The sequence below is a fragment of the Pseudoalteromonas sp. T1lg21 genome (assembly GCF_002964625.1).
GTDB classification, from domain to species: domain Bacteria; phylum Pseudomonadota; class Gammaproteobacteria; order Enterobacterales; family Alteromonadaceae; genus Pseudoalteromonas; species Pseudoalteromonas gelatinilytica.
Window position 1 is genome coordinate 145142 of sequence record NZ_PQBX01000010.1, and the last position, 16796, is coordinate 161937.

The following is a 16796-nucleotide window of genomic DNA, read 5'->3' on the forward strand; positions in this document are numbered from 1 at the left end:
TGATAAAGAGCGAGCTTTAGTTAGCTCGCTCTAAATAGTCGTTATTTTTTAACGATGAAGTGACCTTCAAATTCTGCCACTAACACATCACCATCGTATACATTCACTGGCACATGGTAGCTTGCTTTACCACTGTCTTCTAACTCCGCTAACTTGCCTTTACAACCAGCCAGCTCAACACTACCACGAGGGTCGTTATTCAGTGGTTTAAGGTATTTAATGTTGGCATCAGCTAACACGATATTCCCTTCAAGCCCTGCTTCTTTTAGTGCAAGGTAAGTTGCGCCCCACCCTGTTAAAGTCGCTAAACTATAAATCGAGCCAGCAAACATGGTGTTATGAAGGTTTAAGTTCGCATCTAAGTCAGCGCGAGTAGTAAACTGCCAATCGGTATAGCTTTCTACTTTAATGCCCATCGCATCACTGATTGGGATCGACTCACGCCACGTATTTTGCAGCACTTGTGTCCAGTTTGGATGACGGAACCACCCCGGCTCAGACGGCTTTTGTTTTACCATTTTCCAGTGCTGAACATCATCATAAGCAAGGTGCGCTTTTTCTTTTACTTCGTAGCCATGGCGCTTATAGAAATCAAGTGCTCGCTCACGAGCAAACAATACCAGCTCGTCGGCATCTTGAGTCCATGCTATTTTTTCTAATTCATGTAATAAACGGCTACCAATATGCTGGTTGCGATTACCTTCAGCGACCGCCATATATCGAACTTGCGCTTGCTTGTGATTATTAAAATGCAGGCGAGCTACGCCTAATACGTCGCCGTTATTATTTTTGATAAAGCGGTGCTCTGCGTCTTGCTCCAAGTCATCTTGCTCAGAACCGCGCGGCTCGCCCCAAGGTGCTCTTAAAACCTGCCAACGTAATGAATAATACGCTTGCCAATCTTCGCTGCTTTGTGGGGTGGTCACTTTAAACATAAAAACTCCTGTGATAATTCAGCCACTGTCTGTTGTTTTTCTCATGGCCTTTGGAATGCGAATTACGATACGCTATCTTCTAACAAGTTGGAATAATACTTTGGTGACCCAGCCTAAATTATTATTCTTAGCTGTAAAAACTAATGCACAATTGCACTTTATGCCTACTGGTCTATGCTGAAATAATTGTCTTATTTTTATAATGATATTGCTAAAGGCCCGAAATATGGAACATTTTCTTGAACCCAGTGGCGCAGTAAAACATAGTTTTATTGAGGACTGTCACCGATTAGGGCAACTCATTTATTGGCATAAGCAAGGCAATTACAGTATTCAAGTTAGGCAACTTAACCAATTACGTTGGTTACTGATCAACGAAACCCTGCAATCCGTTATCGAAAAACGCCGCCCTGCTAGATTACTTTTCCCACACTTACAATACCTTGCAAAACTTTGGCAAGACCTAGACGAACCTCAAAAGATTTTAGAACTAGGGCTAGGTGGTGGTGCTATTCGTAATTACTTACAGCACACCTACCCTGATAGCCAACTGACATCAGTAGATAAAAACCCCGACATAATTCACTGCTATAAACGCTATTTTGGGGGCGATCACGCTAATAACCTACACTGTTTTGATGCTCAGCAAGTGTTAGAGCAAAACAACGAATACAATTGGATTATCCTAGATTTATTCAGTGAGGTAGATGCGCCATTATTTTTATACAAACACCAGTTTTACACCAAACTAAGAGCAGCGATGGCCAAAGATGGCTTGTTGTTCATTAATTTTTTATCTAATCACCCATCGCAGCTAAAACAACTTGAACACCTACTGATCACTGAATTCGGTAAACGGCCAAGCATTGTAAAAATCCCCGACTACGTGAACCACATCGTGATGATAAAAAAGTAACTGTCTGTTACACAGATAAATTAAAAGTAACGGGACCATCGTTACATAGGCTTACTTGCATATCAGCACCAAATTGCCCTGTAGCCACTGTTAAGCCTGCTTTTTTAGCTTCTGCGATAAAATACTCATAGAGCGTATTAGCTTGTTCTGGCGTGCCAGCACTTGAAAAGCTCGGACGCATGCCCTTTTTAGTGTCGGCTGCTAACGTAAACTGCGAAACCACTAAAAGCTCACCTTTGATATCATTCAAACTTAAATTCATCTTTCCTTGTTCATCGGTGAAAATACGGTAATTACTGACTTTGTGTAAAAGCTTTTGAGCGCTTTGCTCGGTATCCTGTTTTTCAACACCTAATAGCAGCAAAATACCTTGTGAAATTTCACCGACTACTGCGCCTGCCACTTCTACTTTTGCCTGTTTTACTCTTTGAATTAAGCCTTGCATTGATCCCTCGATAACTTGATATACATTAAATCTGCGGCACGTCGCATTGCCGCCAAATATACCTGATTATCGCTACTGTGCCCAATGCCATCTAAAATCAATAATTGCGCATTTAACTGTTCAGCAAGCTGCTGTACGGCACTATAGCGACAGATCAAATCGGCACGGCCATGAATAAACCACATGGGTAGATGCGTTAAGACATGCGCATTTTCTGCGATATAGCCCTCTTCAATAAAACAGTGATGACGAAAATAATGCACCATTAACCTTGCTTGATTTAGCCCAACATGAGGCTCTTGTAACCCCCAGTTTGTTAGGGGCTCACCATGACATAACACCTGCTCCCAATGACACCACAGCTTGGCAAATTTACTGGCTTTAATTTGATCATCACTGTTTAGTTGTTGCTGATAAAAGTCGAGTAAGGCATGCCAATCAGTGTAATCATGTGCAAATTCATTAAAGCATTCAGGATAGAAATGCGCGCCGGCTCCTTTTGTTGTGTAAAGCCATTCAAAATCACTGTTACAAGCTAAAAAACTGGCACGTAAAATAAGCCCCGAAATGTGTTCTCGGTGCTTAATTGCATATACGAGCGCTAAGGTTGCCCCCCAAGACTCACCACACACTAGCCACTTTTCAATGCCCAACTGATTGCGTAAAAACTCGAGATCGGCGACTAACTCTGAGGTGGTATTTTGAGAGATATCATGAGGAGTTGAGTGACCACAGCCACGCTGGCTGAACATGATCACCCGAAAACGTTCTAAATCGAAAAAGCGGCAATTTTCAGGACACAAACCCACACCGGGCCCGCCATGACATAGCACCACAGCGATACCTGTCGTGGCCCCATACTCTTGCACATGAATTTGATGACCATCGCCAACACTCAAATGATAGTCACGGTTGGCAATATAATGTGGATGTAACTGCACCTCGCTCTCCTTAGGTGCAGTATATTTAAACTTCTATATCAGGCGTGTCTTCAATGTTTTCAGGGCTGATACAAACAGTAAATTCTGCACCGAGTAATACGACAACCCATGACAAATACACCCATACAAACAAAATTGGGATCGTTGCCAGTGCACCATAAATTACTTCGTATGATGGGAAGTGGCTGATGTACAAAGCAAAGCCTTTCTTTGTCAGCTCGAACAACATAGCTGCAAACAAAGCGCCTGGAATTGCCGCTCTAAATGGAACTCGTGTGTTAGGAACTAAAGTATAGAGCATAATGAAGCCAACCATTGAAATTATGTAAGGTAATAATTTCAATAAAAAGCCACTAAATCCCGGTATCCCTTGATCAGCAAATGACACTAAAGACACAATGTATGAGGTAACACCAATGCTTGCCCCTAATAGTACAGGGCCTAAGCTCAGTACCATCCAATAAACAGCAAACGAAATCATCATTGGGCGTTTTTTCTTGATACGCCAAATCCGGTTCAATGTAGCATCGACATTGCGAATAAGCAGCAAAGATACCGCCGCTAAAAAGCCCACACCGACGGCAGTCATTTTATTCGCATTACCGGCAAAGGCGCTAATATGCTCTTTAATGACATCTGACGAAGTTGGCACAAGATTAGTAAACAAAAAGTTTTCTATGGTTACCAAAGTGCTTTCGAAACCCGGAAAAGCAGAAAAAATAGCCACACCTACCGCCACTAACGGCACAATTGATAATAAGGTTACATAAGCCAAATAACCCGCATTGACAGTGATTTGATCGTCAATACAACGATTAAGATACTGCATCCACCAAGCAGGCTGTTGCTTTAAGAAAATGCTTATTTGCAGCTTATAACGAGTGAGCTTCTCATCCATAGAATCTAATTTCTGCTAAAATGTTTTGATAATCATAGCAATCCACCACATAATTTGAAATGACAGGTACCTAAAAAGGATTCTCAATGAAAAAACTGACACTTTTAAGTGCACCACTATTTGCAGTAACAATGGCATTATCAGGCTGTCAGTCAGCTTATTACTCAGCCATGGAGTCTGTCGGTGTGCATAAACGCGACATTTTAGTGGACCGCGTAGAAGAAACAAAAGAAGCACAACAAGAGTCACAAGAAGAGTTTCAATCAGCATTAGACAGATTAACCACGCTTATCAATTTTGATGGTGGTGAACTACAAGATGCCTACAATCAACTTAATGATGATTACGAGTCGAGCCTAGCGGCAGCAAACGACGTAACAAGCAACATCAATAAAGTTGAAGATGTAGCCGAAGCGTTATTTGAAGAGTGGGCTGATGAGCTTGAGCAATATAAAAGTGCTTCACTAAAACGTGAAAGCAGCAAAAAGCTCAATGCAACTAAACGCCAGTTTGACCAACTGCTACGCTCAATGCGCAGCGCTGAAAGCAAGATGGAACCCGTGTTATCGTCTTTACATGACAACGTTCTGTATTTAAAACACAACTTAAACGCGCAAGCAGTTTCTGCCATCAAAGGTGAATTCACTAATCTTAAACGCGATATTAAAGTGTTAATGGACGACATGAACAAATCTATTGAAGACTCTAATAAGTTCATTGAGCAAATGAACAAAGCGGGTTGAGATAGTTAGCTAAAATTAATGCGGCAATTAGCCGCATTAATTTTAATAAAACATATAAAGATTTACTTACAACTATATGTAAAGATGTGTTGATCACCTTGTGTGCGGTGTGATGTCACCACGCAATTTGGAGTGTGCCCTCCATGGCTGTCAAACAGTAATTTTATATAATTGAGAAATATTGTTTCACCATTACTTTTATTTTTAAAAACAAATTCATTATTTAAGTCACTAACTTTTAATGGAATACTGTTATTATCTGCATCTTTTGCGCTTATAATGATGAACACATCATTTGTAAAGTCTATTGCAGCTTTGACAGAGCCGTTATGAATACTTTTATCTGCAGATTCATAAAAATTAATTGTCACGTAGAGCCCCATGTCTTTTCCTGTGGGTATTCTTACTGCATCTAGAGCAGAGTCAATTAATTCAGAAAACAAAGAACCATCTTGGTTTAAATAATAATCAAATGCATTATTTCTAAAACTAGACCGACTTAAAAAGGTATACGGATCTCCTTTAACATCAAATCCACCTACATCTTTTAAAACTGAAGAGGTACTTTCTTGGTTGCTGATCTCAACTCTAGAAAATGCGGCAATCGACTGGCTCGAGTCAGTGCCCATATAATCTGTTTCAGCATCATTAGAAACAAACATAGCAACACTTTTATTTTTCAATAGCAATATTACTTCTTGCCTAAACTCCAGAATTAAATTTGCATCAAATTGCTCTTCATAGCTCAACTCAACATTAACAGCGTTACGTATAGGCTCACCAAAGCTACTAAATCGCAATCTCCTGTAATACTTTTTCACTTGTCTGTTATCAAAATCAAAAATAACCACATAGCTAGACCCCGACCGTTGTTGTGAAAACGCAGCTAAGTTTTCCATTCCATTAGTGGAGCAGCCATTACATGTTAACGAGTCCGTAGCGGCTAAACACGACAGTGAAAATACACTAATTAAAAAAGCAAGAACTTTCATTTATCCTCCTTGATTACTGTTCGAAAATCACTCAAATAATAGCAAAAAAAATCGCATCACAAATTAGTCAATATTTAGTTACTTTTTAATGATTTATCTTAAATCTTATTTTGCTAAACTCATGGCAAAGAATAAAAAGTAAGCATGGTATGCATTTAAAAACACTCTCAACACTTATTGCAGCAGCACTTTTAACGGCCTGTAGCAGCCCTAATAAGGTCAATGTTATTGCCGGTGAAGGCACCATCACGCCATTAAAAACCGAGGGGGAGTACGAAGGTCGCTACCACAACCTTTACCCCGGGGATAAAGAATACCCAACAACCTGCACTGATAATTGCTATGCAGAATCAGACCTGCTTATTTGCGACGACAGCAACTCACAATGCCAGTTTCAAGCAGAGCAACATGTGCCAGAAATCAACTCAGGGTTTACAGTTCGCTGGCTAGGCCATGCTGGTTTTTATATTCAATCACCCAATGGTGAAAAGCTCTTGTTTGACCCAGTCAAAGAGCAATTTGATTCGCCCGTAGACTTGGCCTTTAAGCTCGCTGGGGGTATTTATCGCAAGCCAGGTTTTTGGCCCTCACAAGCTGAAATTAATGACTTAGATGCGGTACTGTATTCACATATTCACTATGATCATTTTAACACAGCCGATATTGAAGAAATTGGTAACAAACCACGCTATCTAGTGCCGTTAGGATTTGCCGATAACTTCCCAACAGGTGGCTTTGATATTTCAGAAATGGCCTGGTACGCAAGTACACAGATTAATGATTTAACGATTCATGCAGTGCCAGCTCATCATTTTAGCAGTCGCATCATGGTGCCTTTCATCTACGACGACCACAACAAAGATTTATGGAGTGGCTGGTTACTTGAGCAAAATGGGAAAACATTATATTTTGCTGGCGATACTGGGTATTCAAAACATTTTCAGGATATTAAGCAAAAATACGGTGAGATTGATATATGTTTAATGCCCATCGCTTCTTATTATCATGAAGAAAACGGTAAGTGGTATCGCTATGTCCACACTACGCCAGAAGACACTTTAAACGCTGCTGAGGAGCTAAGTTGTAAAGTGATGATCCCATGGGGTTATGGCAATTCAAGCTGGCAAATGGGCGACCATTCAAGCCACTCTGCATTATTAAGATTACTGCATATGCAAAAGCAGATGGACAGCCAAGTTCCCCTTTACATATTGAATGAAGGTGAGCAAGTGTCACTGTAGTGACACTTGCAAGCATTACATAGTATGTGTGAGCAACGAGTCCCGTAAAGCCAGCATAAGTTTATGGGCGCTTCCAGCTGACATGGCCAATGGATTAAATTCGCTGCTACCAGAGTACTTTAAGTTTAATGGGGTTGTAAGTTTTGAATAAGGTATATAGCCCATTGACCAATTTTCAAATTCACGCTCTACTATTTCACAGTAATTAAGCATGATGATATTGCGATGGCGAGTGTCATTAAGAATACGATGATAAGTGTCATTGACCGCTTTACGAGATCCTTCTAAGCACTGCAAAAAGTGTGTGCTATTAAAACACAGCAACCCAGTTACATTGCATTCAGCATTATTCTTTTTCGCTTTCTCAAGAATCTCTTCGATGTCATTAGGCCCAAACCCATCGCTAATTTCACTTGTGTAAATCAGTCTAACTAAATACATCTTACTCTCCTGCAAGTTGGATTTAGAAAAGATAGTACAGATGACATGTTTAGCAAAAAGAGTTAGCGCTTAGCGCAGGCTAAATACTGACTTTTACCAAGAAAACACCCCTCTCGCTCTGCTTAAAAATTTGAACTGCCCTAATAAACTTGATCCAAATCAACTATTAAATCGGCTTATTTAGCATCAGGAAAATTGCTTGATCTGGATCATATCAGCCGTCCTCAAGCCAGCCTATGATTAACCCATAGACATTAGGAGGCACAACCATGAACGTATTCTTCAGAGATTTTTTTAGCGACCCAGTTTTATTTATGTCATTCGGCATTTTGGCAGTTGTTATCGTTTTATGCCTTTTCTACGTTGGTTTCTTTATTAAGAAAATTCACGACGCAGAAGTTCCTAAATAAGAATTAAGCACGACGCACAAAGCCCCTATCCAATTTATTGTTTAGGGGCTTTTTATTTACATTCAGCTAAAATCTTGTAGCGGTTCTCAAAAAGCAAAAACTTGCTACAATAGGCGCTTATTTTGTTTCGAAAGTGTCAGCTATGTTACCTGAGTTTAAGCCTGCGTGGTGGATGCGCAATCGCCATTTACAAACCATAATGCCGCGCTTTTTTCGCCCTTTTCATAATACCCGCTACGACTTATCGACAATCGATACTCCTGATGGTGACTTTTTAGAACTGGCTTGGGCAACACCTCATAACGAACAAGCCCCCCTCGCTATTGTATTGCATGGCTTAGAAGGCAACATAAATAGCTTTTATGCTAAAGGCATGATGAAAAAACTTAAGCAGCAAGGCTTTGCTGTGGTCTTAATGCATTTTCGAAACTGCTCTCGCGAAGTTAACCGTTTGGCACGTGCTTATCACAGCGGTGAAACTGAAGATCTGCGTTTTTTCATCAACCATCTTAAGAGCAAGTTTCCAAAACGCCCGTTATTTGCAGTGGGCTTTTCATTAGGTGGTAATGTGCTGGCAAAGTATTTAGGTGAGCAAGGTGCTAAATCGAACTTAACAGGTGCTGCCGTTGTATCTGCACCGTTTGATTTATCTTCATCTTGCGAAGTTATTCGTAAAAGCTTGGGTAAAATTTATCAAAAATATTTGCTCGACCGTATGAAAAAGTCGATGCAAAGAAAGCTGCCACAAATCGAACAACAAATTAGCCTAACGCCAGAAAAACTTATGGCGATTGATGACTTATGGCAATTCGATAATATGCTCACGGCACCATTGCATGGCTTTGCGGGCGCTGAAGATTATTATCAACAAGCGAGTGCTAAGCCGTTTTTAAAAAGCATTGCAACACCTACACTGATTGTGCACGCCAAAGATGACCCAATGTTATCAATAAAAGCCGTACCAGATAGCGTAGATGTCAGTGAACATGTTACGCTGCGCATCTCAGAACAAGGTGGCCATGTCGGCTTTATTAGCGGTAAAAACCCTTTTAAACCCGAGTATTGGCTTGAACGAATTGTGCCTGAGTATTTTCAACAATTAGTTAAAAAAGAGCAGCTATGATCATTCCTCACGACCGCCTCGATAAAGAGACTCTGTATAATTTAATCGAAAGTTATGTGTTACGTGAAGGCACTGACTACGGCGAACAAGAGTTTAGTATTGAAAGCAAAGTAGCGCAGGTTCATCAACAGCTTAAAAGTGGTGAAGCCATGGTGTTTTTTTCTGAGTTACATGAATCAGTGACTATTATCTCAAAGGCTGAATTCATTGCCTTGCAGGCAGATCCAGAGTACCAAGCGTCGTTTAACGACTAAACTTGTAAGTTAAACCGTATCCCTTCACAATGGCTTTTTAACTTAAAGAGCCATTAAAAATGAAAAAACTAAGCTCATTGGTTGCCGCTGTTTCTTTGGCCTTGATTGGCCAAGCAAGCGCAGATCAGGTTACTGCATCAGATAAAGCCATTAAACTGGCAAAAGACACTATTTTAATCGATACCCATATCGATGTGCCTTATCGTATTCATAACAAGTGGGCTGACGTAACAAAAGCCACAAGCGACGGTGATTTCGATTACCCGCGTGCTGTGCAAGGTGGTTTGAATGCCCCTTTCATGTCAATTTATATTCCTGCAAACCTAGAATTTGAAGGCAAAGGTAAAAGCTACCAATTAGCAAATCAGCTGATCGACTCTATGGAAGCGATTGTGCAACGCGCGCCAGATAAGTTCGCTATTGCAGACTCGACTGCTGATATTAAAGCGCAGTTTAAACAAGGCAAAATGTCGATTGCTATGGGTATGGAAAACGGCTCACCTATCGAAGGCGACATTAAGAACCTTAAGCATTTTTATGAGCGTGGCGTACGTTACATTACTTTAGCCCACTCGCAGAGTAACCACATTTCTGATTCATCTTATGATATTCGTCGTAAGTGGAAAGGCCTGAGCCCATTTGGTAAAGAGCTGGTAAAAGAAATGAATAACATTGGTATGCTGGTTGATGTATCGCATATTTCTGATGATGCGTTTTATCAAGTGATGGAAATTTCAAAAGTACCTGTGATTGCTTCACACTCGTCACTGCGTAAATACACCCCAGGCTTTGAGCGTAATATGAACGACGAAATGCTGTTAGCGCTTAAAAAGAATGGTGGCGTTATTCAAATTAACTTCGGTTCAAGCTTTGTTACAGCTCAAGCAGGCTCTTGGTATGATCAACTTAAATCAGCAAAGGCTGAAAAGAAGAAAGACGGTACTAAACTAAGTAAAGATTTTGATGCTGCTTATCGCGCTAAAAACCCGTTTCCATTTGCAAGCTTAGAACAAGTACTTGATCACATCGATCATGTCGTTGAGCTAATTGGCATCGATTATGTGGGCATTGGCTCAGATTACGATGGTGTCGGCGACTCTCTACCTACTGGCTTAAAAGATGTATCTAGCTATCCTAACCTAGTGCAAGGTCTAATGGACCGTGGGTATAGCGATAAAGACATTAAAAAGATTTTAAGTGGCAATATGCTCCGTGTTTGGCAACAAGCTGAAGCATACGCAAAAGCCCATTAATCGACATAATCTCTATTTAAAAGCGCAGCTAACTAGCTGCGCTTTTTGTTTTTATCATCATAAGTAATTGATAATACAAATGGCTTGTTTTAATCTGCTGATATTACAAAGCAACTTGGATGATGTGATATGTCAACTTGGCAAGGGAATACTGCGCTGGCATTTGCAAGCATTGCACTGGGCTTATCTATTTATAGCCACACAAAATCAATCTCGACGGACAAGCCTGTCGCGATTCAGCAGGCAAAACCCACCTTAAAAAAGCTGGCCATTCCAGAACAAGATAGAGAAAACCTAGTCGCCTTACATGGCTATATTTTAGATCTCGAAACACGCATTCATGAGCTTGAAAATCAAGCGCCAGCCATTGATCCCGAGCTGTTAGCAACATTGGTTGAACAAGCGATAGAAAAGCGAGAAAACGAGCGACGTGCCGAAATTGAGAAGAGAAATCCGGCGCTTGGTTGGCTAAGTAATTTACCTGATGACTACCGAGAACGCATCAAAGCAGACCCACAATATGCCGACAGCTCAATAAATGAAGCACTTGCTACCTTACTCAATTTGAGCAAATCAGAAAATGAGCGCTTAGCAGCCTACGGGCAACTAAAAATGACCCTAAGCATGCTCAGACGCGACTTGGACGACAGCCAAGCAAATGCAGTAATCGATGCCATGATAAGCATTAGCGAATACACTAATGATCCTAAGATTCGTGTCAGTACTTTAGAGAATTTATCTCGCCAAAATAACGTCTCTTCTAAGCTCGCTGAGCATTTTCAAAAGCTGTTACAAACTGACGATAATGATTATGTTCGCAATATTTCTGCCACAGCCCTCATCGGCCAATTTTTCCGCGCAACAAGAGACGGCAACAACAGTTATGCCAGTGATTTAGCAGAGCGCATTACCGCACTTGAAAATAGTAGCAATGCAAAAGTTGCCGAAATCATGGCTGAAAACCTAAAAGGCCCACGCCTTAGAGAAGAACTAGATAAAGCATTGGGGAAATGATAGAAGGTGCTAGGTGCTAGGTGCTAGGTGCTAGGACACACTAAATCCAGTTTACCCTCAAGCAACAATTAGTTCCTGTGAACAGAAAGAAAACAACCCGCTTAATCTACTTAAAACTTATGGCTCAGAGCTTCCAGCTAGTCTCTGCCATACCTATCATCAAAACGCTCGATGTCGCTTTCATCTAGTATCGCACCGGTTTGTACTTCAATAACGATCAGCGGTGTGTTTTGTTGATTAGCAAGGCTATGTAATTGCTTTGCCGCAATATAACAAGATTGGTCAGCTGTTAATTCAAATTCGTTATCGCCAACTCGGACATTTGCGACTCCTGATACGACGACCCAATGTTCTGCACGATGTTGATGGCGCTGAGTTGAGAGTTTTGCACCACGGTTTACAATTATTTTTTTCACCTTAAAGCCGGTGCTTTCAATTAAAGTTCGGTAGTTACCCCAAGGCCTAAATACCGCTTGGTGATGGGTCAATTTGTCACTATCAACCAAAGCAAGCTGTTTAAGTAAATCAGGGAGCTTATCGAGTGCACTTTTATCTGCCACTAAGGTGGCATCATGAGTATGTATTATGGCTTGATTACTCACACCGAGCGCCGCAATGGTGTGATCAGCTTCGCTAATAAGTAGATTATTTTCGCTATCTAAACTCACTCCTTGCGAGGCTAAATAGTTACCATGGTGGTCTTTTTCAGCGATTTTCGACAGCGCTGAAAAACTACCTACGTCACTCCAATTTAAATCAACAGGGATAACAGCAACGTTAGCGCTACGTTCCAAAATAGCGTAATCAATAGAATCACTGGGGCATGCTGCGAGCGAATTAGTAACAGGCCGTTGAAAACCTAAATCTGCAGTGAAACTTGCCGCTTTGGCGACACTGTCAGCAATCTTTGGTGCAAAGCGAGTAAGCTCGCTTAAATACACATCTGGCAGAAATAAAAACATGCCACTATTCCAGCTATAGTCACCACTGGCAAGGTACTTTTTGGCTAATTGCAGTGCTGGTTTTTCTTTGAATTCAGCCACCTTAAAGCAGCCTTCATGGGCTAACGGCTCTCCTTGGCGAATATACCCATAGCCGGTATGAGGCTCTGTGGGAGTAATGGCAAAAGTCACTAACTGTTGTTGCTGACAAACTGCTATAGCATTATCTAAGCAGGCAATAAGCTTATCAAAGTCACTAATGTGGTGATCAGCAGGCATCACCAGTAAGGGATCCGTTAGGCCATTTTGCAATGCAAATTCAGCCGCTAAGGCAATCGCCGGTGCAGTATTTTTACCTTCGGGCTCAAGAAGCAATGTGAAGCTATCAGTGATTTCTGCAATTTGCGCTTTAGCAATAAAACGATGTTCTTCATTACAAACTAAAATCGGCGCATTAAATCGTGAGTCAGCGACACGTAAAAGAGTGCTCTGTAAGAGTGACTTTTCGCTAAGCAAAGATAAAAATTGCTTAGGCATCGCTTTACGCGACAAAGGCCATAAACGAGAACCTATGCCACCAGCAAGAATAACGGGGGTGATTTTACGACTCATGATTGCTTTAAGTAAATAATCCAACCATGAGTTTAACAAATTTTTGAGTGTGTAGCTTAGGGCAATTACAAGTAAGAATTGATTAGTGCCTAAACAAAAATACCGGCTTAATCTTAAGCATTATTTAACTTGCTAGAATCTTCATTGGTAAGCTTAGGATTGCGCTTTCTGAATCAGCAAAATGCATCATCACCGCAACGTGCCCTGCAACAACCAGTGCGTACATTACCGCTGAAAAGCCTTGCCCGTATGTATCAAGAGGAATGAGATGTGAATAGTGACGTCCGCGCCATTCAAAGATAATTTCAAGAGCCCCTACAAATAAGAAGAACACCAGTAGCATCAAGCCAAAGGTGTAACTCAGCCACAAGCCAAATAACACACCTAATAAACACACACTTAGACCTATCCATGAACGCATCGAAAAACTAATACTTTTAAGTACATGGCCGCCATCTAAGGGCAAAATAGGTAACAAGTTAAAGAGGTTTAGCAGTGCACTGAGTACTGCCACACCGGCGAATATTTCCATTTCAGTGGCGTAGTAAAGCACGACTCCCAGTACTGAGGTAATCAAGCCAAAAGCAGGCCCCATGAGTGAGATCACTACGTCTTGCCATCGCGTGGTAATTTTATCATCGGAAACAGCCAAACCACCGACGAAGGGAATAAGGTAGATACCTTTAGTTTTAATGCCAAAGTATTTCATCGCACGCACATGACCATATTCATGCACCACCAAGCAAGCAATTAGCATCAAGGCAAATTCAATAGAAAACAACCAAGCATAGCCTGCCACCGAGGCACCTGCTAAAGCCGCTTTCACAACTTTTGCACTTTTGAATAATTTAAAGCCCAGTGCCAGCAAACCAATAATGCCGCGTTTGGGTTCGGCTTCTTGTAACTCCGGTAAAGCAAGCTGGCTCACCTGCTGCTGATTAACAAAAATGGCTAAGCTTTTTTCGTGCACTTTACTGGTATCAAGACCAATGCGTTGCCCCTGAAAATCAAATTCATAAAGTTCTGGCTCTGGGTTATCGAAAGCAATTGCTTGTTGCTGATGAAAAAGCTGAATTAACTGTGAGCCATTTAAATGCAAAATAAAGGTTTCGTCTGCGAGACTCAGCTGAAGTCTGACCATAGTTCTTATAAATACGAATAAAAAGTGCTGCTATTATACTGAGACCTTGCAAAATTACGAATTTCCTTTAGGTACAAGACTGTGTATTTTTCGCACTATAAAACAAGCAAAAAACATGACTAAATAGGGTTTATCTACTACTTTTAACTATAGCGTTCTTGTTCAAGGAGTGAATATGGTTAAGTCAAATAGACACATACTCGTAGTGGATGACTCAAAAGCTATCCTGATTGTTATGCATGCCATCTTGAATGAGCTTGAGGTTCCACACATTACAACCTGCCTAAGTGCAGAAGAAGCCTTAGAAAAAGTTAAAAAAGCCCCTCGCTTTTTTGATGCCATTTTTACCGATCTCAATATGCCAGATATGGATGGCATGGAGCTTATTCGTCACTTAGGCGCCATGAAATACCAAGGTGCAATTGCCATAATTTCTGAGATGGACCCTAAAGTCATTGACCTTGCAGCAGACCTTGCTCGTAAGCATAACGCTCACTTAATTGGTAACGTCACTAAACCAGTGCAACTTAATCAAGTGTACTTACTACTGCAAAAGCTTGAGCACTTTGCTATTCATGTTGAGCGTACAAAAACCCCTATTTCTGAGTCATTGTTACTACATGCCATCAGTCATAATGAGATTATTCCGTTTTATCAACCTAAGATAAATCGCCATGATAATCGGGTTGAAAGCATTGAGGTACTTGCCCGCATCAACACAAGCCAAGAAGACGAAATAATTTTACCTGATCGCTTTATTTGTATTGCTGAAGACCTAGATTTAATAAACCTTATTACTTTCCAATTATTTGAAAAGGCCACTAACGATTTTGCAGAAATTAAAGAGCAGTTTGATCCTAACTTAAAGCTCGCATTTAACTTATCTCCCTCGCAGCTTGAGGACTTAAGTTGTCCAGATAAACTGGCTTTAATACTGCACCTTAACAAGCTCACGCCTAGTGAAGTTATATTAGAGATTACCGAACAGTATGCGCTGCGTAGTGCATCGCAACTTGAATCACTCAACCGCTTACGAATGCGCGGTTTTGGTATTTCACTAGATGATTTTGGCACTGGCTTTACTAATGTGCAGCAGTTAAAAACACTACCCTTTACCGAAATAAAGATCGATCGCACCTTGATCAGTAATATTGAAACCGATCAGTTTTCCCAAGTGATTGTTAGTAGCTTGGTGAATATAGCAATACAAGAAGATCTCGCTATTGTGGCCGAAGGTATTGAACGCGTTGAAGAACTTGAATACCTCGACCGCTACAAAGAATTTATTTTAATGCAGGGCTTTTTGCTGTGCCGCCCAAAAGCCAAAGAAGACTTTTTAAATTGGTCACTCTCTTGGCGGCAAATGGTAAAAACCGCAGCGGGGCATCGCCGCTAAGGTTTACGCTTATCGTCACTGACAATGGTATTACTCGATGCTAAACGCTGTCGCCAACGCTGTTTGGCGACTTTTTGCATATTGGCTGATTGATCATGTTCATCAACAATTTCGAGCCCCATTAATGCTTCAATTAAATCTTCGAGGGTGACAATACCTTGTACATCACCGTATTCATCCACGACTAAACAAATATGCGTGCGCTCAGACAGTAAGGTTTCGAGTAAGGTCGGCACATGCAAGGTTTCTGGTACGGTGTAAATAGGCTTAACGAGCTTGCTAATTTTATAGTCTTCACCCAGACGATGATAAGCCAGCATAATGTCATTTTTATGCACAAAGCCAATAATATCATCACCATTTTTGTCATAAACCAATACCCGTGAGAACGAAGAAGAACCATGCTCCGACAAGTATTGGTTTACGGTTAAATCTTTATGGACTTTAAAAAGCACCGTACGTGGTGTCATTAAGGTATCGAGTTTGGCATGACGAAAATGCAGCAGGCTGCGTATGATCTCAGATTCATCTTGCCCAAGGGCCCCTGATTCAGTGCCAATATCAGCCATGGCTTCAATCTCTTGGCGAATATAATAGGCTTCATCGTAATTACGCCCCAAAAAGCGCGTTAAAATGTCTGCAAACCACACAAAGGGTTTTAGAATAAACACTAACCAAATTAAGCTCACACTAACAATGGGTGTTAATCCTCGCCAATAATTAGCCCCTAATGTTTTAGGAATAATTTCAGAAAGCACCAGTACCAATAACGTCATAATTGCGGAGGCTACGCCAACCGCAGCATCTGAAAACACCACTGCAGCTTGTGCGCCAACGCCAGCGGCACCCGCCGTGTGCGCTATGGTATTTAACGTGAGTATTGCCGCCAACGGTTGGTCTATATTGTCTTTGAGTTTACCTACCCGCTTTGCTAATTGCGGTTGTTGCTTTCTTAGCATCGCAACATAACTTGGCGTAATACTTAACAGTACCGCTTCCATCACTGAGCACAAAAACGAAACCGCAATGGCAACAAACATATAAACAAGTAGCAATGTCACGCTGAGCCCTCTTAAAAAAGTTAACCCGCTCACCATAGC

The 16796-nt window shown here is 41.1% G+C and carries 18 protein-coding genes; 9 read left to right on the forward strand and 9 right to left on the reverse strand.

Features of this window, described 5'->3' with window-relative positions; all coding sequences use genetic code 11:
* Nucleotides 1–41 precede the first annotated feature (41 nt).
* Entirely contained in the window at nt 42–935 is an 894-nt protein-coding gene (locus C2M25_RS06150; RefSeq protein WP_063701541.1) for a bifunctional GNAT family N-acetyltransferase/hotdog fold thioesterase, read from the reverse strand.
* Nucleotides 936–1161: 226 nt separating this feature from the next.
* Here C2M25_RS06150 and C2M25_RS06155 point away from each other — a divergent pair, with 226 nt between their 5' ends.
* Entirely contained in the window at nt 1162–1851 is a 690-nt protein-coding gene (locus tag C2M25_RS06155) for a spermidine synthase (RefSeq protein ID WP_063701539.1), read from the forward strand.
* Between the two features lie 7 nt (nt 1852–1858).
* Here the strand turns inward: C2M25_RS06155 and dtd are convergent, their stop codons facing one another.
* From dtd to C2M25_RS06170, 3 genes are read right to left on the reverse strand one after another with little or no spacing between them, the layout of a single operon-like run.
* Nucleotides 1859–2296, reverse strand: a complete 438-nt coding sequence (dtd, locus tag C2M25_RS06160) for a D-aminoacyl-tRNA deacylase (protein ID WP_063701537.1) — start codon at nt 2294–2296, stop codon at nt 1859–1861.
* Nucleotides 2284–3237, reverse strand: a complete 954-nt coding sequence (locus tag C2M25_RS06165; protein WP_063701535.1) for an alpha/beta fold hydrolase — start codon at nt 3235–3237, stop codon at nt 2284–2286. Before C2M25_RS06165 ends, dtd begins: the two co-directional genes overlap by 13 nt.
* A 25-nt stretch (nt 3238–3262) precedes the next feature.
* Nucleotides 3263–4135, reverse strand: coding sequence for a virulence factor BrkB family protein (locus C2M25_RS06170; protein WP_063701532.1), 873 nt, complete (start codon nt 4133–4135; stop codon nt 3263–3265).
* 86 nt (nt 4136–4221) lie between these two features.
* On the opposite strand from C2M25_RS06170, the gene C2M25_RS06175 reads away from it, so the two are divergent.
* Nucleotides 4222–4878: a DUF2959 domain-containing protein gene (locus tag C2M25_RS06175; RefSeq protein ID WP_063701530.1), complete on the forward strand. Its 657-nt coding sequence runs from the start codon at nt 4222–4224 to the stop codon at nt 4876–4878.
* 62 nt (nt 4879–4940) lie between these two features.
* Here C2M25_RS06175 and C2M25_RS06180 read toward each other — a convergent pair whose 3' ends face one another.
* A complete protein-coding gene (locus C2M25_RS06180) occupies nt 4941–5870 on the reverse strand; it encodes a hypothetical protein (RefSeq protein WP_105180690.1) in 930 nt (309 codons plus the stop codon).
* Nucleotides 5871–6019: 149 nt separating this feature from the next.
* Between C2M25_RS06180 and C2M25_RS06185 the strand changes: the two genes are divergently transcribed.
* Nucleotides 6020–7111 carry an MBL fold metallo-hydrolase gene (locus C2M25_RS06185; RefSeq protein ID WP_105180691.1) on the forward strand — a complete coding sequence of 364 codons (1092 nt, stop codon included), beginning with the start codon at nt 6020–6022 and terminating at the stop codon, nt 7109–7111.
* Nucleotides 7112–7126: 15 nt separating this feature from the next.
* On the opposite strand, the gene C2M25_RS06190 is transcribed toward C2M25_RS06185, so the two are convergent.
* Nucleotides 7127–7552, reverse strand: coding sequence for a BLUF domain-containing protein (locus C2M25_RS06190; protein ID WP_105175086.1), 426 nt, complete (start codon nt 7550–7552; stop codon nt 7127–7129).
* A 269-nt stretch (nt 7553–7821) separates the two neighbouring features.
* Here C2M25_RS06190 and C2M25_RS21690 point away from each other — a divergent pair, with 269 nt between their 5' ends.
* The 5 genes from C2M25_RS21690 to C2M25_RS06210 all read left to right on the forward strand — a co-directional run bounded on the left by C2M25_RS21690 (nt 7822) and on the right by C2M25_RS06210 (nt 11606).
* On the forward strand, nt 7822–7962 hold the full coding sequence (locus tag C2M25_RS21690) for a DUF3149 domain-containing protein (protein WP_119852677.1): 141 nt from the start codon (nt 7822–7824) through the stop codon (nt 7960–7962).
* Between the two features lie 142 nt (nt 7963–8104).
* A complete protein-coding gene (locus tag C2M25_RS06195; RefSeq protein WP_105180692.1) occupies nt 8105–9085 on the forward strand; it encodes a hydrolase in 981 nt (326 codons plus the stop codon).
* Entirely contained in the window at nt 9082–9339 is a 258-nt protein-coding gene (locus tag C2M25_RS06200) for a YheU family protein (protein WP_063701522.1), read from the forward strand. Before C2M25_RS06195 ends, C2M25_RS06200 begins: the two co-directional genes overlap by 4 nt.
* 59 nt (nt 9340–9398) lie before the next feature.
* The gene (locus C2M25_RS06205; protein WP_105180693.1) at nt 9399–10592 is read left to right on the forward strand and encodes a dipeptidase; all 1194 of its coding nucleotides are present in this window, start codon (nt 9399–9401) and stop codon (nt 10590–10592) included.
* Between the two features lie 129 nt (nt 10593–10721).
* On the forward strand, nt 10722–11606 hold the full coding sequence (locus C2M25_RS06210; protein WP_105180694.1) for a hypothetical protein: 885 nt from the start codon (nt 10722–10724) through the stop codon (nt 11604–11606).
* A gap of 137 nt (nt 11607–11743) precedes the next feature.
* Here the strand turns inward: C2M25_RS06210 and C2M25_RS06215 are convergent, their stop codons facing one another.
* Nucleotides 11744–13159, reverse strand: a complete 1416-nt coding sequence (locus C2M25_RS06215) for a mannose-1-phosphate guanylyltransferase/mannose-6-phosphate isomerase (protein ID WP_199775155.1) — start codon at nt 13157–13159, stop codon at nt 11744–11746.
* Between the two features lie 124 nt (nt 13160–13283).
* On the reverse strand, nt 13284–14300 hold the full coding sequence (locus tag C2M25_RS06220; protein WP_105180695.1) for a metalloprotease: 1017 nt from the start codon (nt 14298–14300) through the stop codon (nt 13284–13286).
* A 175-nt stretch (nt 14301–14475) separates the two neighbouring features.
* Here C2M25_RS06220 and C2M25_RS06225 point away from each other — a divergent pair, with 175 nt between their 5' ends.
* Nucleotides 14476–15696, forward strand: coding sequence for an EAL domain-containing response regulator (locus C2M25_RS06225; RefSeq protein WP_063701514.1), 1221 nt, complete (start codon nt 14476–14478; stop codon nt 15694–15696).
* On the opposite strand, the gene C2M25_RS06230 is transcribed toward C2M25_RS06225, so the two are convergent.
* The gene (locus tag C2M25_RS06230) at nt 15693–16757 is read right to left on the reverse strand and encodes a hemolysin family protein (protein WP_063701644.1); all 1065 of its coding nucleotides are present in this window, start codon (nt 16755–16757) and stop codon (nt 15693–15695) included. The two genes, C2M25_RS06225 and C2M25_RS06230, sit on opposite strands and share 4 nt — an antisense overlap.
* Nucleotides 16758–16796: the final 39 nt, after the last annotated feature.